The 19,633-nt window shown below is 60.9% G+C and carries 15 protein-coding genes; 6 read left to right on the top strand and 9 right to left on the bottom strand.

Annotated elements, in window-relative coordinates:
• Window positions 1-5: 5 nt before the first annotated feature.
• Window positions 6-1,208: an ABC transporter substrate-binding protein gene (locus tag HEP89_RS10535; protein WP_228148126.1), complete on the bottom strand. Its 1,203-nt coding sequence runs from the start codon at window positions 1,206-1,208 to the stop codon at window positions 6-8.
• 316 nt (window positions 1,209-1,524) lie between these two features.
• On the opposite strand from HEP89_RS10535, the gene HEP89_RS10530 reads away from it, so the two are divergent.
• Window positions 1,525-2,574, top strand: coding sequence for a substrate-binding domain-containing protein (locus tag HEP89_RS10530; RefSeq protein ID WP_168691990.1), 1,050 nt, complete (start codon window positions 1,525-1,527; stop codon window positions 2,572-2,574).
• An 8-nt stretch (window positions 2,575-2,582) separates the two neighbouring features.
• On the opposite strand, the gene HEP89_RS10525 is transcribed toward HEP89_RS10530, so the two are convergent.
• From HEP89_RS10525 to HEP89_RS10500, 6 genes are all read right to left on the bottom strand, one after another.
• Window positions 2,583-4,103: an aldehyde dehydrogenase family protein gene (locus tag HEP89_RS10525; protein ID WP_197923192.1), complete on the bottom strand. Its 1,521-nt coding sequence runs from the start codon at window positions 4,101-4,103 to the stop codon at window positions 2,583-2,585.
• Window positions 4,100-4,873 carry an enoyl-CoA hydratase/isomerase family protein gene (locus tag HEP89_RS10520; protein ID WP_062486743.1) on the bottom strand — a complete coding sequence of 258 codons (774 nt, stop codon included), beginning with the start codon at window positions 4,871-4,873 and terminating at the stop codon, window positions 4,100-4,102. Before HEP89_RS10520 ends, HEP89_RS10525 begins: the two co-directional genes overlap by 4 nt.
• Complete coding sequence (locus HEP89_RS10515; protein WP_023002932.1) at window positions 4,870-6,444, bottom strand: CoA-transferase; 1,575 nt, start codon at window positions 6,442-6,444, stop codon at window positions 4,870-4,872. The genes HEP89_RS10520 and HEP89_RS10515 overlap by 4 nt, the downstream gene beginning before the upstream one ends.
• Before the next feature lie 2 nt (window positions 6,445-6,446).
• Window positions 6,447-7,445 (bottom strand): Gfo/Idh/MocA family oxidoreductase, encoded by a 999-nt coding sequence (locus HEP89_RS10510; RefSeq protein ID WP_168691989.1) that lies wholly within the window; start codon window positions 7,443-7,445, stop codon window positions 6,447-6,449.
• 489 nt (window positions 7,446-7,934) lie between these two features.
• Entirely contained in the window at window positions 7,935-10,052 is a 2,118-nt protein-coding gene (locus HEP89_RS10505; protein WP_168691988.1) for an ATP-binding protein, read from the bottom strand.
• A complete protein-coding gene (locus HEP89_RS10500; protein ID WP_168691987.1) occupies window positions 10,053-10,796 on the bottom strand; it encodes a response regulator transcription factor in 744 nt (247 codons plus the stop codon).
• Window positions 10,797-11,007: 211 nt separating this feature from the next.
• Here HEP89_RS10500 and HEP89_RS10495 point away from each other — a divergent pair, with 211 nt between their 5' ends.
• The 5 genes from HEP89_RS10495 (at window position 11,008) to HEP89_RS10475 (ending at window position 17,642) form a co-directional block, all read left to right on the top strand.
• Complete coding sequence (locus HEP89_RS10495; protein WP_168691986.1) at window positions 11,008-12,048, top strand: ABC transporter substrate-binding protein; 1,041 nt, start codon at window positions 11,008-11,010, stop codon at window positions 12,046-12,048.
• 197 nt (window positions 12,049-12,245) lie between these two features.
• On the top strand, window positions 12,246-13,274 hold the full coding sequence (locus HEP89_RS10490) for an ABC transporter substrate-binding protein (protein ID WP_168691985.1): 1,029 nt from the start codon (window positions 12,246-12,248) through the stop codon (window positions 13,272-13,274).
• A 237-nt stretch (window positions 13,275-13,511) separates the two neighbouring features.
• Window positions 13,512-15,743, top strand: coding sequence for an iron ABC transporter permease (locus HEP89_RS10485; protein ID WP_168691984.1), 2,232 nt, complete (start codon window positions 13,512-13,514; stop codon window positions 15,741-15,743).
• On the top strand, window positions 15,740-16,801 hold the full coding sequence (locus HEP89_RS10480) for an ABC transporter ATP-binding protein (RefSeq protein WP_168691983.1): 1,062 nt from the start codon (window positions 15,740-15,742) through the stop codon (window positions 16,799-16,801). Before HEP89_RS10485 ends, HEP89_RS10480 begins: the two co-directional genes overlap by 4 nt.
• Window position 16,802: 1 nt before the next feature.
• A complete protein-coding gene (locus HEP89_RS10475; protein WP_197923191.1) occupies window positions 16,803-17,642 on the top strand; it encodes an inositol monophosphatase family protein in 840 nt (279 codons plus the stop codon).
• Window positions 17,643-17,728: 86 nt separating this feature from the next.
• On the opposite strand, the gene HEP89_RS10470 is transcribed toward HEP89_RS10475, so the two are convergent.
• Both HEP89_RS10470 and HEP89_RS10465 read right to left on the bottom strand, forming a co-directional pair.
• Window positions 17,729-18,616 (bottom strand): hypothetical protein, encoded by an 888-nt coding sequence (locus tag HEP89_RS10470; RefSeq protein ID WP_168691982.1) that lies wholly within the window; start codon window positions 18,614-18,616, stop codon window positions 17,729-17,731.
• 46 nt (window positions 18,617-18,662) lie between these two features.
• The gene (locus HEP89_RS10465; RefSeq protein ID WP_168691981.1) at window positions 18,663-19,592 is read right to left on the bottom strand and encodes a helix-turn-helix domain-containing protein; all 930 of its coding nucleotides are present in this window, start codon (window positions 19,590-19,592) and stop codon (window positions 18,663-18,665) included.
• Window positions 19,593-19,633 lie beyond the last annotated feature (41 nt).

The raw sequence follows: 19,633 nt of genomic DNA, 5'->3' as shown, positions 1-19,633 counted from the left end.
GGTCGTTACTTGTTGATCTGAACGGCGGTAACGAGTTCTGCAACAGCGGTTTCGCTGTCGTATTCCCCGTTGAAATGCGCCGTGATCACGTCATACATGGCGTTCTTGACGGCAGCCGGGTTGGCGTGACCATGCGCCATGGAGCCGTAGAGGTTGCCGCTGTCGGCAGCCTTTTTCAGATCCACCATGCCCTTCTTGCCGCAGGCGTCAAAGTCATCGTTAGGCACGTCGGTCCGGGCCGGAACGGAGCCTTTGACGACGTTGAACGCGGACTGGAAGCTCGGTGACAGGATGGCGGTTGCCAGGGCAGCCTGCTCCTTGCCGACTTCCGGACCCTGCGCGAACATCGCGAACTGGTCGGCGTTGAAGGTCACCTGGTCCTGGGTGCCCGGGAAGCGGAAGCAGAGGAAGTCTTCATCCGGCTTCTTGCCGGCATTCAGGAATTCACCCTTCGCCCAGTCGCCCATCATCTGGAAGGCTGCATCGCCATTGATGACCATGGCGGTCGCAAGGTTCCAGTCACGGCCGGAGAAGTTGTCATCCACGTAGGAGCGGATCACGGCCATGCGGTCGAACGATTCCTTCATGGTGTCGGAGCCGAGCGCTTCCTCGTCCAGGTCGATGAAGGCCTTCTGGTAGAACTCGGGTCCACCGGTCGCCATCACGACTGCGTCGAAGATGGTCGCGTCCTGCCAGGCCTGACCGCCGTGCGCGATCGCGGTCTTGCCGGATGCCTTGACCTTTTCCAGAGCGGCAACGAACTCGTCCCAGTTCTGCGGCGGCTCGATACCAAGCTCGTCGAGGATGGCCTTGTTCGCCCAGACCCAGTTGGTGGAGTGGACGTTCACCGGAGCGGAGACCCACTTGCCGTCATACTTGGAGAATTTCTGCAGGGCTTCCGGAACCACGTCGTCCCAGCCTTCCATGCCGGCCAGGATGTTCAGGTCGGCAAGTGCGCCTTCCTTGGCCCAGTCGGTGATGTCGAAGCCGAGCATCTGTACGGCGGTGGGCGGGTTGCCGGAGGTAACGCGTGCGCGCAGCACGGTCATGGCCTGGGTACCGCCGCCACCTGCAACCGGCATGTCCTGCCAGCCGATGCCCTGGCTTTCCAGGTCCTGCTTCAGAACGTTCAGAGCAGCAGCTTCACCGCCGGAAGTCCACCAGTGCAGAACTTCAACATCGGCGGCGGACGCCAGGCTTGTGCTCATTGCAAGGGCGGCGAGGCCCAGCTTCAGAGATTTCAAAGACATCGATATTCCTCCCATAAGGTGCCTAAAGGCGTTTCGAGTGCCGGAGCCCGGCAATCGAGTGTCACGCAACGTTTATTGTAACGTTGCAAACCGGAGTGGTGTCAACGATTTTCATCACTCCCGAAAAACAAAGAGTTTCGTTTGTCTTACATACTATTAAGGCGGATGTTTCGGTGCTGCAGTGCAGCACATTATTGTGTTGTAACGTTACAAAAGCCCTGATTAGACTTGGCTTGCTTTTTGAGCTAGAAGGCTTCGGCTGAAGTGAACGGGCATGACGCGAAAAACCTTTGAACCCAACAGCGGTCGCGCCGCCGAAAAGCTGCCGCGTCCCACCTTGCGCACGGTGGCGCAGGAGGCAGGCTTCGCGGTGACCACGGTTTCCCGCGCCCTTGCCGGAGACCCCAGGATCGCGGAGACGACGCGCGAACGCGTTTCCGAAGTTGCCCGCCGTCTCGGCTACGTTCCCAATCGCGCGGCACAGCGCCTGCGCACCGGCCGTACCAAGGTCATCAGCCTTCTCCTGAACACACGGCACGAGTTTCTCAGTTTCACATCCGAGTTTCTCGGCGGCATGTCCGAAGGCCTTGCCGGAACCGGCTACGCGATCACCATTACAGCAGACGGTCTTGCCGACGACCGGCTTGAGGCAATCCGCAACATCCGCAGGCACTCGCTGGCAGACGCCATTGTCTTTACCCGCACCGAGTGCTTTGACGAGCGGGTCCGCTACCTGCTGGAGCACAACTTCCCCTTTGCCACCCATGGCCGGACGGACTTCACCACGCCCCACCCTTACGTCGACTTCGACAACGAGGTTTTCGCACGCATGGCCGTGGAGCGACTGGTTGCAAAGGGGCGCAAACACATTTGCATGGTCATGCCGAACGAACGCTACACCTTCGGTCAGCACCTGCGGTTCGGCGCCCGCCAGGCAGCCATTTCCCATGGCGTTCAATTGACGGTTCCCGATCGCGTTGACCTCGACAGCGAGCCCGACGAGATCGCAGCGACCCTGCGCTCGCTCCATGCCGGCCCCAACGCGCCCGACGGTTATGTCTGCGTCGGTGAGGTCATGGCCCTGGTCACCCTGGCCTATCTCAACGACATCGGTCTGACACCCGGTATGGAAATCGACGTCGTCGCCAAGCGCGCCTCGCCCATTTCCAATCATTTCCGCCCGAGAATCGAGACCATCGACGAGGACCTGCGCGCCACCGGCAGAGCCATGGCCAAGGTTCTTCTCGCGAGGATCGACGGCGCCCCCATGGAGGATATGCAGATCCTCCTGAAGCCCGAAGGCGCCTTCTCGATTTCGGACTAGCCTGCTCATCACGCCACCCAGGGTGCCCGGGTCTTGCCGATGCGCATGGTCACGGTCTTGGCTTCCAGGAACTCGTCCAGTCCGTATTTGCCAAGTTCCCTGCCCTGGCCGCTTTCCTTTACGCCGCCGAAGGGCAGTTCCGCAAAACCATCCATCCAGGTGTTGGTCCACACCGTGCCCGCATGCGCCCGGCGGGCGAATTCCAGACAGGTGTGAACGTTCTCGCTCCACACACCGGCGGACAGACCGTAGTCGGCATCGTTGACGAGATCGATCGCCTCATCCAGCGTCTTGAAAGTCAGCACCGAAAGTACCGGCCCGAATACTTCTTCGCGGGCGATCGGCATATCGCTTTTTACATCCGCAACGATCGTCGGCTGGTAGAACTGTCCGGCAAGGCCGGGAACCGTCAGGGCTTCCCCGCCCAGGTGGACAGTCGCTCCGGCGTCCGCGGCATCGCGCACATATTTGTCGATCTTGCTCTGGTGGTCGGGCGTGATGATCGCGCCGACCTTGGTCGATGGGTCCAGAGGATCGCCGAAGGGCACCTTCCGCGACAGATCCACTGTCGCCTTCAGGAACGCCTCGGCGATGTTTTCGTGCACAATGATCCGGGATCCGGAGTTGCAGCATTCGCCCGCATTGAAATAGACGCCGAAGACAACCGCATCGACGGCGCTTTCGAGGTCGGCATCGGGGAAGATGACCTGCGGGTTCTTGCCACCAAGTTCCAGCGAGACCTTCTTCAAGGTTCCGGCCGCCGCCTTGACGATGGCCTTGCCGACGCCGGTCGAGCCGGTGAAGGTGACCATGTCGACACGCTTGTCGGCGGTCATCGCCGTTCCAACCGGATCGCCATAGCCAAGGACGATGTTGACGACCCCGGCCGGAATACCGGCTTCGATGCACAGTTCACCCAGAATGACCGTCGTTGCCGGGGTCATTTCGGAAGGTTTGATAACCGCGGTGCAGCCGGCAGCAAGCGCGAAAGGCAGTTTTTGCGACACGATCAGGAACGGAAAGTTCCACGGTGTTATGATGGAAACGACACCGACCGGCTCCTTGAGAACCAGGCCGAGCATGTCGCTGCCGAGTGAATTGTAGCTTTCGCCGTGCATGGTGCGCGCCAGCGAAGCGGCAAAGCGCCAGATATCGGACGCGCCTTCGATTTCCGCCATGGCCTGGCTGATCGGCTTGCCGGATTCCAGCGTTTCCCAGTAAGCGATCCGCTCCCGTTCCCGGTCGATCAGATCGGCGATCTTCAAGAGAAGCGTTGCCCGCTCCTTGCCGCTGGTGCGGGACCAGCGTCCCTTGTCGAAAGCAAGCCGCGCGGCGGAAACCGCCGCATCAACATCACGGGCACCGCCCTTCGCCGCCTTCGTGACAACGCTGCCATGGGACGGAGACACACGATCGAAGGTGGACCCGTCAGCACTCTGACGCCAGTCGCCATCGATCAGGTGACGGGCGACGAACGGTTCGGCCGGGAGTTTTGCTTCGCTGATGGAAACGACGTTCAGGTCACTCATGACTTAACTTCCAGGAAATTCGGTTTGCGCTTTTCACGGAAGGCGGTAACGCCCTCGTTGCGATCTTCTGTCGGACTGATCATGCCGGAGCCGAGCGCCTCGATCATGGCACTGCGATCTTCTCCCACGGCGGCATGGATCATGTATTTGGCCACTTCCACGGCCCGGGACGATTTGTCGGCCAGCTTCTCGGCCATCTCGAAAGCAGCAGAAGCCGGATCGTCGGATATCTCGGCTGCAAAGCCCGCCGCATAGGCACGTTCTGCGGAAATGCGCCGGCCGAACAGGGCCATTTCCTTCACCATCGGCTCACCCAGCAAACGGATCAACCGTTGCGTGCCGGACCAGCCCGGTACGATGCCGACGGATGCTTCCGGCAGCGCCAGCGTCGCCCTTGGCGCCATCACGCGGATATCGGCGGTCGCTGCAAACTCCAGTCCGCCACCAAAGGCGTGCGCGCCAAGCGCAGCCACCGTCGGCTTGGAAAGCCGCGCCAGCCGGTCAAAAACCCGGTGGCCTTCGCGCACCCAGTGGCGGGCAAAGTCGTAAGGCGACAGCTCGGACCATTCGAGAATGTCCGCGCCGGCACAAAAGGCCTTGCTCTCCTCCGCCGTAATCACCACCGCAAGGATCGACGCATCGCGCTCCAGCTCATCGCAAAAGGGTTCAAGCGCCTTCAGCATGTCGAGCGTGAACGCATTCAGCTTGGCCGGATTGTCCAGCTTCAGCTCGGCGATTGCCCCATGACGGATGAGATGCAGCGCGCTCACAGGCTCAGCTCCATCGCACCCCTGGACAGAAGCGCTTTCGGCATCTCGACCAGATCGTTTGCGAGCCGCACCCGGCCCTTCGAAGCATCGACGATGTCACGTGCCGGATCGATGCCCGGCATGATCTCAGTCGCCACCAGACCTGCATCGGTCAGGTGGATAACGCAGCGCTCGGTCACATAGATGACGTCCTGGCCGAGTTCCTTCGCCCTGCGACCGGAGAAAGTGACATGCTCGACCTCGTCCACCATCTTGGTGAACTTGCCCGGCGTCCGCACCTTCAGCGCGTCCTCCGTCAACTCCAGATCGGCACCCGCCTCGAAAAGACCCGAGAACACGATCTTGCGCGCATTCGCAGTGATGTCGACAAACCCGCCGCAACCTGCGGTCAGATAGGGCTTCTTGCCGAGCTTGGAGACATTGACGTTGCCATCCAGATCGATCTCCAGGAAGGACAGGAAGGAGACATCGAAACCGCCGCCCTGGAAGTAGGTAAACTGCTGCGGCGACGGCATGTAAGCATCGGCGTTGGAAGCGCAGCCGAAAGCAAAACCTGTCAGCGGCATGCCGCCGGTCGCACCTTGCTCGATCGCCCAGGTGACGGCCTGTTCCTGACCGGCTTCCAGCAGCACGCGTGGCACCATCGCCGAAATGCCGAAGCCGAGGTTTGCCGTCTGGCCGGACTTGAGTTCCATTGCTGCCCGGCGGGCGACAACCTTCTCGATGCCGTGCTCGGCAAGCGAGAAGCTGGACCACGGCCGCATGATCTCGCCGGAGATCGCCGGGTCGTAACCGGTTTCAGTGGTCTGGCGCTGGTCCGGATCGACAACGATGAGATCGACCAGATGACCGGGCACACGAACATCGTGCGGACGCAGCGAGCCCGAGGCCGTCACACGCTTCACCTGCGCGATCACCAGGCCGCCGTGATTGCGCACGGCAATCGCCTGCTCCAGGCCGCCGAGATAGGCGCCTTCGTGTTCGTAGGTGAGGTTGCCGCGTTCATCCGCAGTCGTTGCCCGAATGATCGCGACATCCGGCACGATGTTCGGAAAATGCAGCCAGGTTTCGCCGCCAAGCTCCAGCCGGGACACGATGGGCCGGTCTGCCGCGACATCGTTCATGGCACAGCCCTGACGGATCGGGTCGACGAAGGTATCGAGACCGACCTTGGTCATGACGCCCGGGCGGCGGGCCGCAACATCCCGGTGCATGTCGAACAGGATGCCGGAAGGCACGTTGTAGGCAGCTACCCGGTTCTCCACCAGCATCTGCCAGATCGCCGGCATCGGCAGGTTGGACGGACCGGAAGGGTAGGACCCTGCAATGATGGTCGACAGCAGACCGTCCTTGGCAAGGTGATCGATCCCCTTGATGCCGTACATGTCGCCGGCGGCAATGGGATGGAGCGTCGTGAGGTTTCTCGGGTGCCCTTCGCTGTCGAACCTTGTGCCAATGGCCTCAAGGATCTTGTCCGGGCACCCGAGACCGGAGGAAGAGGAAACGGTGATGACCGCGCCGTCCTGAATGCGGGCGGCGGCATCCGCCATGGAAACGATCTTGGAGGTCATGTTCAGAAGCCTCCATAGTTGACGGCAACAGCCTTGCCGGACTGCGCGGCCTCGCGCACGGCAAGGGCGACCGCCAGCGACTTGACCCCGTCGACACCATCGGCAGAAGGACGCCCCTTGCCGTTGACCGCATCGGCAAAGAGGCCGAGCGCGCGGTGGTAGAGGTTATGCTTGTCGTAGGAGATCTCGTGTTCGCCATCCGCATCGACCAGACGAACCGCTCCGACAGGTTCCTGAGTCATGACGTTGCGGGCGAAGATCGACCCATCCGTGCCGTGAAACTCGATGCCGGTTCCCGCGAATTTATGCGTGAAGCTTTCATGGGACTGCACCATGGCACCCGACGGCATCGACCAGACGGACATCACGCTGTCCTCGACCCCTTCTCCGAGGCCTGAGGCTGCTGCCTTGGCAACGACTTCCTGCGGATCTTCACCCAGGTGGAAGCGGATGGTGTCCGCGTCATGCACGGTTATATCGGGAATGACGCCGCCACCGGCAGCCGCATCGTTGATGCGCCAGCCGCGCAACGCGTCCGGCAGGTTGACCGCGTGGAAGACGCGTGCGCTCAACACCTTGCCGACGCGGCCGGAAGCGATCAGCTCGCGGATGGCCAGATGAGATCCGGCATTGCGCAAATGATGATTGGTCGCAAAGACCACACCCTTGCCGGCGGCAGTGCGAACCATTTCACTGGCCTCATCCAGGGTCATGGCGAGCGGTTTTTCGCACAGCACATGCTTTCCGGCAGCGATCGCGGCCAGCGCCTGCGCATGGTGCTTTTCGTTGGTGGTGGAAATATAGACCGCGTCGACACTGTCATCCGCAAGGAGCGCATCCAGATCCGTGAAGCTGTCGGCAATACCATGCTCACGTGCATACGCCTCGCCGCGGGCCGCATCCGAACTCAGGACGGACTGGATGTCGGCATTCTGCGAGCGGATGGCATCGATCATGTAACTCGACGCAATTCGGCTTGCACCGATAAGGGCCCAACGCATCCATTCCTCCCGAATAACTCTTAATTTTGGAACGTTCCAATTTCTTAATTGGAACAATTACTGGAACGTTCCAAATGAGTCAAGAGTGGAATTTTGCAAGGACGTGAAATTGGAGAGACAGACGAGATCGATGATCGAGTTAGACAACAATCAGCAACACGTTCGCATTGCTCAAAGTCTCCAGACATCTCCGCCTTATCAACGGCTTAAGGCAGCTAGGCTCTCGCCGGCTCAGCACTGCATCAGAAATTGCCCCCCACTTCACCCCCCCCTGCGTCACCCCGGGCGAGCATCGCGAGACCCGGGGCCCACTCATTTCCAGAGCGTTCGCAAGGTGCAGCAACCATCAAGACGATGACATCGGCTTCAGCAATCGGCTTCGCGAGTAGGCCCCGGATCTGCGCTTCGCTTGTCCGGGGTGACTCAGGTGGTGAGGTGGTTCCGAATACGATGAACTTGGAAACGTTCCCCAGGTGGATGGTCAGCACCTCAGGGAACGACCTCGATGCGCGGAGTGACTTCCCCGGCTTCTTCCACGTCTTGCGGAAACCGCAATTCGACGGTCGTGCCCTTGCCCGGCTCGGAGAAGATATTTGCCGTGCCGCCGCTTTGGCGAACGAAGCCATAGACGACAGCAAGGCCCAGCCCCGCGCCGCCTTCGCTGGTCTTGGTGGTGAAATAGGGCTCGAAGGCCTTGTCGACCTCCTCCCGGCTCATGCCGATGCCCGTGTCCCGGACGGCAACCACGACCGCGTCCCCGTTTGAAAATGTGGCAACCTGCACTTCGCCGCCGTCGGGCATCGCCGCTGCCGAATTCAGGCAGAGATTGAGTACCGATTGCTCGAAGAGTTCCGGATCCAGCACCAGCGGTGGCAAGCTGTCGTCCAGATCCAGTTTCAGACTGCATTTCTCGCCGATGGCGATTTCCAGAATGTCCGCCATGCCGCGCAGCAACGAGGACATACCGATGCGGCTGAGGTTGGCAGGTTGCTGACGGCCGATTGTCAACATGCTGCTGGCAAGCGACCGACCTCGATCCGCCGCCTTGCGAATGCGGGCAATGTTGCGGGCCTGGCGATCGCTGAAGCCGCCGTCCCGCTCCAGCAGTCCGAGGCTTCCGGTAATGATGCCGATGGTGTTGCCGACCTCGTGGCTGAGCTGGTGCGTCAGGCGCATGATGCCGTCAAGCCTCTGGGCCTTGGCTGCCTCCGCTTCCTGGCGGTCCAGCAAGGTCACATCCCGGGCGAGCAGCACGACACCATCATCGCTTTGCCGCGACAGCGAGATTTCCGTCACCGACCCGTTCTCGGAACGATGACGTACGGAAAAGGGGGCGCTCAGGGGTCTGCCGTCGGGCGCACCCGGAAGCAGTTCAGTCCGGATTTCCGGGACCGGCTCCAGAAACTGGACAAGAGGCAGCTTGCGGGCAGCACCCTTGTGACCCAGCAATTCGATGACCCGCCGGTTCATGGTGACCGGTTTGCCGGCAGCATCGAAGATGGCAATACCCTCATTCATGCTGCGGAAGGTGGAACGGATTGTCCTGGCAGCGGCCTCCGCCGTGCGCCGCAGACGTGTGACCCGGTCAACGCTTTCCTTGAAGGCGAGAAAGGCCTGCTGCAGGTTCAGGAGCTCGGTTTCATCGCCCTGATAGACCGGCGGACCGACATCCTTCTGCCCCTTGGCAAGGGCGTTCATGCCGCTGGACAGCGAAACGATGCCTTTCGATACCCGGATGACCGAACGGATCGACATCACCGCCATGGTCAACACCAGCAGTGAAGCCACGGCAACGATCACCAGAAGCTGCTGCAGGGTTGCCGAGGTCGACTGGAAATCCCGGTTGAGGGTTTCCGTCACGATGCCCGACTGGGTTTCCGTCGCAAGGGACAGCTCCCGCGCCACCGTGTGCAGTCTGGCAATTGCGCTGCGCACGGCGAACATTTCCAGGAGATAGCTGGTCTGCGCCTCGAAAACCCGCTCATAGGGCCTGAGGTCCGACGGCGGCAATGAGGCCGCGGCAGGCTCCGCCACATAGCGCCGCTTCAACTCGCCAAGCTGAAACAGGCTGCCCGCACTCGACACGGAATGCACGATGGCATTGAGGCGCTGACGAGGTTCCTTCTGGCTGGCCGTGTCGGCAACGGCGATCATGCCGAGCGCGGAAGAGACTTCTTCCTTGTAGTGCTGGGCGGTTTCGGCCTTTGCAGACAGCGCGAGCGTCTGCGCACGGATCTGCCCGAGCAGTTCGAAGATCCGCGTGTTGGCGGCCCGGTAGGTCTCCTTGCCCGGCGGATAGTCAGGAAGTGAACTCAACAACTGGTCGACCTGCTCCACCAGCAGCCGACTCTTGCCAGAGACGGTGTAGGGCGAGGTCGCATTCATCAGGAAAGGCGCACTGGAGACGAGGTCAGACACCTGCCTGGAGACCAGCGCTGCATCAGCCAGACTGGTGAAGGCCTGCAGCCCGTAAGCGGCGGTTTCCTCACGCGCCTTCAAAAGCCCGTAGATCGCGATGGCCGACAGCGTGAAGGCGACGGCGCAGATCAGCGCGATGGCGGCAGGCAGCCTGAAGGCAATGGAAGAAAGAACCGGCCGGCTGATCATTTAAGGTGCATGGGCGGGATCCTGATGCAGGATGTAGCCCTTCCCCCGGCGGGTCTTGATATGTTGCGGCAGGTCAGGGTTTCGCTCGATCTTGCGGCGAAGCCGCAGGACCAGAACATCGACGTTGCGATCGATCAGCCTGTCCGTTTCCGCGCCCAGCTGTTCCAGGATCTTGGTCCGGCTCACCGGTTCGTTCGGCGTCGATGCCAAGATCTCCAGCAGGGAAAATTCCGACGACGTCAGCGTCCGGGTCGGGTGAGACGTGCAGACGGCCTTGCGATTGACGAGATCGATCACCCAGTCGCCCAGAAGCAGCGCGGTCGGCTCGTGCTGAACGCTGATGGTGTCCTTGTCGCTGCCGCGCAGGGACGGATGCATCCGCCGGAGCACCGCCTTGATCCGGGCGGTGAGTTCAATCGGCTCGAACGGCTTGACCACATAATCGTCGGCGGCGGTTTCAAGGCCAAGCACACGATCTGCGGCGCTACCGGCGGCCGTCACCATGACGATACCGATATCGGTCTGCGATCGCAGCTTCTGCGCAAACACCCGGCCGGACATGCCCGGCAGGTTATGATCGACCAGAACCAGATGAAAGGCATGCTCCGGCAGGATCCGCGCAGCTTCTTCCGCCGAGCGCGCAGCAACCGGCGACCAGCCTTCGGCTTCCAGAAGATCCGATATCAATTCCGCCATATCCTGATCGTCCTCCACGATCAGGATCTTGATGCCTTCGTTCAGCAAACCTATGTCCTCCCGAGTGACATCATAGGCATAGAGCCGTATTATGCAAAGCCTTGGTTTTTCAATTGCTTGTCACATTTGTAAGGCTTGTAATATTTGTAACTCTTTTCTTTTGCCAGCGAAACAACAGTAACCAATCTCCTGTTGCGAACACTGCCTCTTCTGCCATGGTAATAGCTGTCCGGGGCCTGGTTCCGGACTGGGAGGAAACATGAAATTCATCGCGTCACTCGGAGCGGGTGCGGCCGTATGGCTGTCGCTGTCGCTCAACGCTGCTTCGGCGCAGGACCTGAATGTCCTGTGTGCCGTGCAGGTCGAGTGGTGCCAGATGATGGAGGCTGTCTTCGAGGAAAAGACCGGCCTTGATGTTTCCATGGAACGCAGAAGCACCGGCGAGATCCTCGACAGGGTCCGGGCCGAACGCGCCGCACCAAAGATCGACGTTTGGTGGGGCGGCACCGGCGACACCCACCTGCAGGCTGCAGGCGAAGACCTGCTTGAACCCTACCAGCCGAAAAACTTCGAGGACACGCTGCCCTGGGCGCAGAATTTCTTTCTGATGTCAGGCGGCAAGGCGGCCGGCATTTATGCAGGCGCACTCGGGTTTGGCTACAATTCCGACTTTCTGGCTGAGCACGGAGTTGCCGCTCCGTCCTGCTGGAAAGACCTGACCGCACCGCGGTACAAGGGCCTTGTTCAGATGCCCAATCCGAATTCCTCGGGAACCGCCTATACGATGCTGGCAACGCTCGTTCAGCTGCTGGGGGAAGACGAGGCTTTCGAATATCTGGCGGCGCTTGCGAAAAACATCGACCGGTTCACCACTTCGGGCGCAGCACCGGTTCAGGCAGCCGCCCGTGGTGAGACAGGCATCGGCATCTCCTTCATCCACGACGCGGTGACGCAGAAACTTGCCGGCGCGCCCATGGTCATCGTCGCACCTTGCGAAGGCACCGGCTACGAGATCGGCGCCGTCAGCATCGTCAAGGGCGCCAGGAACCCCGAGGCTGCCCGCCTGTTTGTCGATTTTGCGCTGAGCCCGGAAGGACAGGAAACCTGCGCGGCCTCAGGACAGAACCAGATACCCGCAAACGCGAAAGCGTCGCTGCCACCGGCAGCCCCCGATATTTCACTCATTCGCATGGTCGACTACGACTTCGCCACCTTCGGTTCACCTGACCAGAGGCGAAGACTGCTCGACCGTTTCGACAAGGAGGTGCTGCAGACGGCAACCCCTGTAGCCACCCAGTAAAGGACGAGATTGACCCTTCGCCAGCGAAGGAAAATCCGGAGTTCGTCATTTGAAATTCGACCGGCAACGGACCCGTGGAGGCGGATCCGAACGGGCAAGCTTTGCCTCATGCCGGTCAACACATCAGCCCCCGGGCTGAAACAAACGCCTGCCCGTCCGGGCAGGTAACAGGCTGAAAGCCAAAAGTGGAGGAAACCATGTCTTTGAAATCACTTTCCGTCGCACTGCTTGCAACGGCAGCAACCTACTCGGTTGCTCCGGCCATGGCAGCGGGCGACCTCAATGTCATCTGTTCGGCAGATGTCGTGATCTGTGAACAGCTGCAGGGCGACTTCGAAGCCAAGCATGACATCAAGGTCAACATGGTGCGCCTGTCGTCAGGCGAAAGCTACGCAAAGATCCGCGCCGAATCCCGCAATCCGAAGACCGATATCTGGTGGGGCGGCACCGGCGACCCGCATCTTCAGGCAGCTTCTGAAAACCTGACCCAGGAATACAAGTCGGAAAAGCTCGCAGACCTTCATGAGTGGGCTCAGAAGCAGGCGGAAAGCTCCGGCTTCAAGACCGTTGGCGTTTATGCCGGCGCTCTCGGCTGGGGTTACAACACCGAAATCTTCAAGGACAAGGGCCTTGCCGAACCCGCCTGCTGGGCAGACCTCCTGAAACCTGAGCTGAAAGCTGAAATCCAGGTCGCCAACCCGAACTCTTCCGGCACCGCCTATACCGCGCTTGCTTCCCTGGTTCAGATCATGGGCGAAGACGAGGCCTTCGACTATCTGAAGGAACTCAACAACAACGTGTCCCAGTACACCAAGTCGGGTTCTGCACCGGTGAAGGCCGCGGCACGCGGCGAAACCGGCCTCGGTATCGTCTTCATGCATGACGCCATTGCACAAGCTGCTTCCGGCTTCCCGGTCAAGGCAATCGCACCGTGCGAAGGTACCGGTTATGAAATCGGCTCCATGTCCATCGTCAAGGATGCCCGCAACCTCGACAATGCGAAGGTCTGGTACGACTGGGCCCTGTCTCCGGAAGTTCAGTCCCGTATGAAAGAGGCAAAGTCCTTCCAGCTGCCGTCCAACAAGGCTGCCGAAGTTCCGCCGGAAGCACCGAAGTTCGAAGACATCAAGCTGATCGATTACGACTTCACCACCTACGGCAACCCGGATACCCGCAAGAGCCTCCTGGAGCGTTGGGACCGTGAGATTGGCGCTATCGCCAACTGACCCCAACACCCGAAGAAGTCCGCACACGGCTGCCTAAAAGCCGGGTGCGGGCTTCGCCCGGACAGACTGCGCAGCAAGGCGGACGTATGTTCGCTGAAAGCTGCCGCCACAAGCATCTGACACGTCGATGGCAGTGCCGCGGCACGTCCGCACTTCCGGCCGGCGTCGCCAGCCCATCGCAATAGCCATGCGGCGGGGCACGACCGTTATTGAAAAACCATAAATACAGGGGTGGCCATGCTGAGTGGCAACAAACGGCTGAACGCTCTACTCGGGCTGGGGATCGGCGCCTTTCTGATCGTACCCTGGTACAGGGTCGAACGCGGCTTCTTTTCCTTTGAGTGGCCATCGGACTTTCCGTTCTCATCCGATCTCGCGCCCGGTCTTCTGCAGATCTTTGCGGAAGGTCGCGTGTGGCTTGTGCTGGCACTGGCTCTCTTCCTGATCGGCGGCAGCGCTCGCTTCATGGCCGACGCCAACAAGCGCGGCCGATTGCTCGTCGTCACCGGCACCATCGGCATTCTGTACATGGCACTTCAGGGCCTTGCGATCAGCTTCACCGGCTGGGCCTGGACCTTTCCCGAAACCGCCTTCGGAGCCTTGCCGCTTGGCCAGCCCGCCATGGGGGCAGGTGCCATCCTCACCTCGCTGATCTTCGTCCTTTTCATCGCCTTCGGCCTTGCAGAACGGGGCTTCATGAAGGGCGATGCCTTTGTCGTCGGATCGATCTCCATCCTGATCTTCCTGGTGACGGTATTCATCTTCTATCCCATTAGCTCGATGTTCGCCGGCTCGGTGCAGGATTTCGACGGCTCCTTCAAGCCGGACGGCTTCATCCGCAACATGCAGGATCCCGCGATCTGGAGCCTTGACTGTGTCATCGGCGGCAATCGCTGCGGCGTCGCATGGCGCACGCTGTTCCTTGCGGTGATGACCGGCCTCGGCTCGACCATTCTCGGCCTCGCCTTCGCATTGGTCGCCACACGCACGCGCTTTCCCTTCAAGAAGGGCCTGCGGCTTCTGACCGTCCTGCCGATCATCACCCCACCCTTCGTAATCGGCCTGGCACTCACCTTGTTGTTCGGCCGCTCCGGCGTTGTTACCGAAGCGCTCGACACGCTGTTCGGCATTGAACCAAGCCGTTGGCTCTACGGGCTGACGGGCATCTGGATTGCGCAGGTCCTGTCCTTCACGCCAATCTCCTTCCTCGTCCTGATCGGTGTTGTCGAAGGTGTCAGCCCATCGATGGAAGAAGCCTCGCAAACGCTGCGGGCCGACCGCTGGCGCACGTTCTGGCGCGTCTCTCTGCCGTTGATGAAACCCGGCCTTGCCAACGCTTTCCTGATCGGCTTCATCGAAAGCATGGCCGATTTCGGTAATCCGCTGGTGCTTGGCGGCAGCCATGGCGTGCTCTCGACCGAAATCTTCTTTGCCGTCGTCGGCTCGCAGGTCGACCCGTCCCGCGCCGCCGTGCTCGCGATCATCCTGCTCAGCTTCACACTGACCGCCTTCCTTGCGCAGCGTCTGTGGCTGTCGGGCAAGAACTTCGCAACCGTCACCGGCAAGGGCGACAGCGGTGCCCATGCGGGCCTGCCGAAGAGCCTCTCCGTCACCGTCTATGGCATCGTTCTTCCCTGGATGGGCTTCACCATCGTCGTCTACGGCATGATCCTGTTCGGCGGCTTCGTGAAGACCTGGGGTCTCGACAATTCCCTGACGCTGGAACACTACGCCAGGGCGTTCTCGGTCACCTTCCAGGATGGCACTCTCGTGTGGACCGGCGTTGCCTGGAACTCCTTCTGGACGACCATGGAAATCGCCCTGATCTCCGCCCCCCTGACAGCGGCAGTCGGCCTGCTGACGGCCTATATCATCGTGCGGCAGAAATTCGCCGGCAAGAACGCCTTCGAATTTGCCCTCATGATGAGCTTCGCCATTCCCGGCACCGTCATCGGCATCAGCTACATCATGGCTTTCAACCTGCCGCCCATCGAGATGACCGGCTCGGCCCTGATTCTGGTTGCCTGCTTCGTCTTCCGGAACATGCCCGTTGGCGTGCGCGGCGGCATTGCCGCCATGAGCCAGCTCGACAAGAGCCTGGACGAAGCTTCGCTGACGCTTCGGGCCAACAGCGCCCGGACCCTGCGCAAGGTGATCCTGCCGCTGTTGCGGCCGGCTATCACCGCCGCGCTGGTCTATTCCTTTGTCCGGGCAATCACATCCATCAGTGCGGTCATCTTCCTGGTCAGCGCGGAATACAACATGGCGACCTCCTACATCGTCGGCCTCGTCGAAAACGGCGAATACGGCATCGCCATCGCCTATTCCTCCATGCTGATCTTCGTGATGATCACGGTCATTGCGGGCTTCCAGCTGCTGGTCGGCGAACGCCGCCTGCGCCGGGAAAACCGCGTCTCCGGCATGGCCAAATCCAATAAAATCCGTATCGCGCAGGAGAAAACTGCATGACTGACCTCAAACCAGGCTCCGTCGTTTTTGAAAACGTCCGCAAGGACTTCGGCACCTTCACCGCCATTCCGGACCTGTCGATCACCATCGAACCCGGCACTCTGGTGACCCTGCTCGGCCCCTCCGGCTGCGGCAAGACGACCACCTTGCGCATGCTGGCAGGTCTCGAACACCCGAGCGCGGGCAGGATCCTGATCGGCGGACGGGACGTCACCATGGTTCCGGCGCATGAGCGCGACGTCTCCATGGTGTTCCAGTCCTATGCGCTCTTCCCGCACATGAACGCGCTCGACAATGTTGCCTACGGCCTGGAATCCTCCGGATACAACAAGCGCGAGGCGCGCGAACGGGCGGAAGAAGGCCTTGCCCAGGTCGGTCTTGGCGGCATGGGTCACCGCCTGCCGGCAGAGCTTTCCGGCGGTCAGCAGCAGCGCGTCGCGGTCGCTCGTGCTCTGGTGCTGAACCCGCAGGTACTTCTGCTGGACGAACCCCTGTCCAATCTTGATGCCCGGCTTCGCCGGCGCGTCAGGACGGAAATCCGCGAGCTGCAGCAGCGGCTCGGTTTCACCGCCGTCTACGTCACCCACGACCAGGACGAAGCACTTGCAGTGTCCGACCGGATCGTGGTCATGAAAGACGGCAAGATCGCCCAGGAGGGCGCTCCGCGCGAACTCTATGAAGAACCTGTTTCAGAGTTCATCGCAGACTTCATGGGCGAGGCGAATGTCGTCAGCTGTGAAGTCGTCGGGCGTGAAGGCGACGAAACACTGATCGATGTCGGTGGCCTGCAGCACCGGCTGCGCGCCCGCCAGACCGCCAACGGCAAGGCCAAGCTGGCGGTACGGCCCGGCTCGGTCGTCCTGAACCCGGAAGGCGCTTCCGGCCTCGGCGGAGAGATCCTGACCGCGGCCTATCTCGGCGATCATGTGGAATATGAGATCGAGACCCAGGTCGGAAACTTCTTCGTCATCGATCACTCGGTCGAAAGGTCGTTTGCCCCCCACACAGCCGTTTCCCTCGGCTTCCGCAACCGCGGTCTCGCCCTGATCGAGGCATGAGATGACACTGGTTACTCAAGACATGTCCCCATCGACCGATGCGCTGACAGCAAGGTTCGCCGCGGCTCGGGAAATCGCCGAAGAAGCCGGCTCCCTGGCACTCGACTATTTTCGGCGGCGCAAGGACCTCACCATAGAGATCAAGGGCGGCCTGCAGGATGTCGTTTCGATCGCCGACAAGAACGTTGAAACCCTCATCCGCGACAGGCTGCACACCTCCTTTCCCGAAGACGGCATCCTGGGTGAGGAACACGGCGTCGAACAGGGCAGCAGCGGGTTCACCTGGGTGGTTGATCCGATCGACGGCACATCCGCCTTCGTTCACGGTCTGCCGAGCTGGTGTGTTTCCATCGCCCTTCTCAACGGCACGGACCTGGTCATGGGTGTTATCCGCGTGCCTTGCGACGACGAGAGCTTCGCAGCCGTCAAGGGCGGCGGCGCAACACTTAACGGCGAACCCCTCCGGCTTGATTCATCCAGAACCCTGCAAAACAGCCTGACCGGGATCGGCGCCAACCACGCCGTACCGGCGGAAATGATCGGCGCGATTATCGCCGGTCTGATGGCGCGTGGCGGCAACTATATCCGCACCGGATCGGGCGCGCAGATGCTGGCCTCCGTGGCCGCGGGCAGGCTCGCCGGTTTCTACGAACCGTCCATGCATGCCTGGGATTGCCTTGCCGGCTATTGCCTGGTCGCCGAAGCCGGCGGCAGCTACCGCCCGTTCCCGGTGGCGGGGGATGCCATCCTGGACGGTGGCCCGGTTCTCGCGGCCGGTCCGGGAACGTTTGAGGATCTGTCGGATCTGGCAACGGAGTGCGAGCGTTTCCTGAAAAGCTGACGTTTCAGGGAAATCCAGCGAACATCTCCAAAGGCGTGTCTCGGAAGAGGTACGCCTTCTTTTCTTTCAGGACCTTATGAACGACCTCAAAACATCACGCGCAGCAATTTTCCGGTCGATTTTTCAAACTCGAGCCATTCCGGGCGAACCTCTGTCAGAACTTCGATTTCCGCCCAACCACAGCCTGAAAGCGGAACGCAGACGGCCCGGCGCCCGGGGCTGTCCGTTTGCTCGTCCGCATTCAGCAGCAAGAACTTCAGGCCGAGTGCATCCGTCGCCGCAGCCGTCTTGTCCGCAGACAGGTAAAGCGGCGCAGCGGGATTTGCCGCTATCATGTAGTCAGGGTTCGTCTCTACTTCCGGCGGCCCGAAGCCGACAAGATAGCGAGTGGCGTTTTCGAAGATACGGACATCCTTGCGTTCCAGGTCTTCTGCAATACGCTCGATGGCGTTGAGCGCGGCCCAATCGCAATTGCCGCCACACTCCTCTCCACTGGCGCGGGCAAACTCCGGCACATCCCGGTTTATTGCCGCCAGCAGTTCTGCAGACGTCCGAGGCAGACCAAAGGCAGCAAGATGTTGTGCGGCGTCTTCACGTGTCTGGTTTGCACCTATTGCGGAAAAGCTCTCCAGAACGGCCATCCGCTGCAGCAATTCAGAAGAAATCCGACCGTCATGAAGAAAACTGCCGGCGGTGTTTCCCTCTGCATCAAAGACCAGGACCCGATCGACAGCCAGAACGATGGTGCCACCTTTCGGAAAAGGCAGACGGTCGCCGTTTGCCAAGATCAAACGTCTTTGACCGTCGCCCTCTGACAGCTTCATCTGGAGACCGCCGAACTCGACCGCACCCGTGATGGGAGAAGGCAACGTGTCCGCAGCGGCGCCTCCCGCGAGAAGGCAGGCGCCCACCACGGCCAGAAGTCCCCAAATTCTTGCGAAAATGCCTATCGCCTGTCCCTCTCTCATATTCATATGCGCTCGCCGGCAGCGGCAAAGGTCGCACCAACAAGAGGGTCGATCAAGCCGATTGCCCTGCCATATCTGACTGCCGTCGATACTGCTCGCGGAACGCGCCCGGTGTCAGGCCGGAAAGGCGTGAAAACAGGCGAACGAAGGATGGCGGGTCGTTGTAGCCGACGGCAAAGCAGATATCCGAGACGGGCCGATCCGTTTCGATCAGGAGATCCCTCGCACGTTCAATGCGAAGCTCCTGGAGATACTGTTTCGGAGCAAGTCCCGTTGCCAGCTTGAAGCGCCTTTGAAAGGTCCGCGCCGGCACCCCGCTGGTGCGCACCATATCGGCAACGCTCACATCGTCACCCGACCGGGTTTCCAGGAAATGCTGCACTTTCAAGATGGAAGCATCGCCGTGCCGAAGTTCAGGCAGGAAGCGCCTGAACCGGCGCTGGTCGCGGCGGCGAAAGTCGACAATGAAATGCCGCGCCGTGGCAACGGCCACCGGGTACCCCAGAAACCGCTCGATGAGCGCCAGCGCAAGATCGACCCAAGCCATGAGGCCTCCGGCCGTGATCAGGTCGGAATATTCGATCAGCAGCCTGTCCGTATCGAGCCTGAGGTCCGGATAGGCTGCTGACAAACGCTGTTCCAGTCCCCAATGGGTCGTAACCTTGCGCCCCTCCGCCAGACCGGCCGCCGCCACGAACGTCAGCCCGGTACAAGCCGAACAGACAACAGCGCCGCGACCGTGCAAATGCTGCAGAAAAGCAGGGAGAGCCGGAACCTCTTCCAGACGGACCGTTCCTGCCGAGGGTGGCAGGACTACCGCGTCATATCGGTCCACTGCCGCGGAAAAATCTTCCAACAGATCCAGTTTCATCCCGGTATCGCTGATCCGCGCCGCATGGCCCAGAATATCCTGGAGCCCGTAGACAGCGGATTTCAAGGAGCCCGGATAAGCGAGAATGGCGATCGACAGCGATTGGTCCATTTGGCTGATTTAGCACATTCTTTGTCATTTGCGCCAATCGC

This window comes from Labrenzia sp. 5N, from assembly GCF_012395805.1.
Taxonomy (GTDB): Bacteria; Pseudomonadota; Alphaproteobacteria; order Rhizobiales; family Stappiaceae; genus Roseibium; species Roseibium algicola.
Note: the sequence above shows the minus strand (reverse complement) of the source record. Positions and strands in the feature narration are given on the sequence as shown.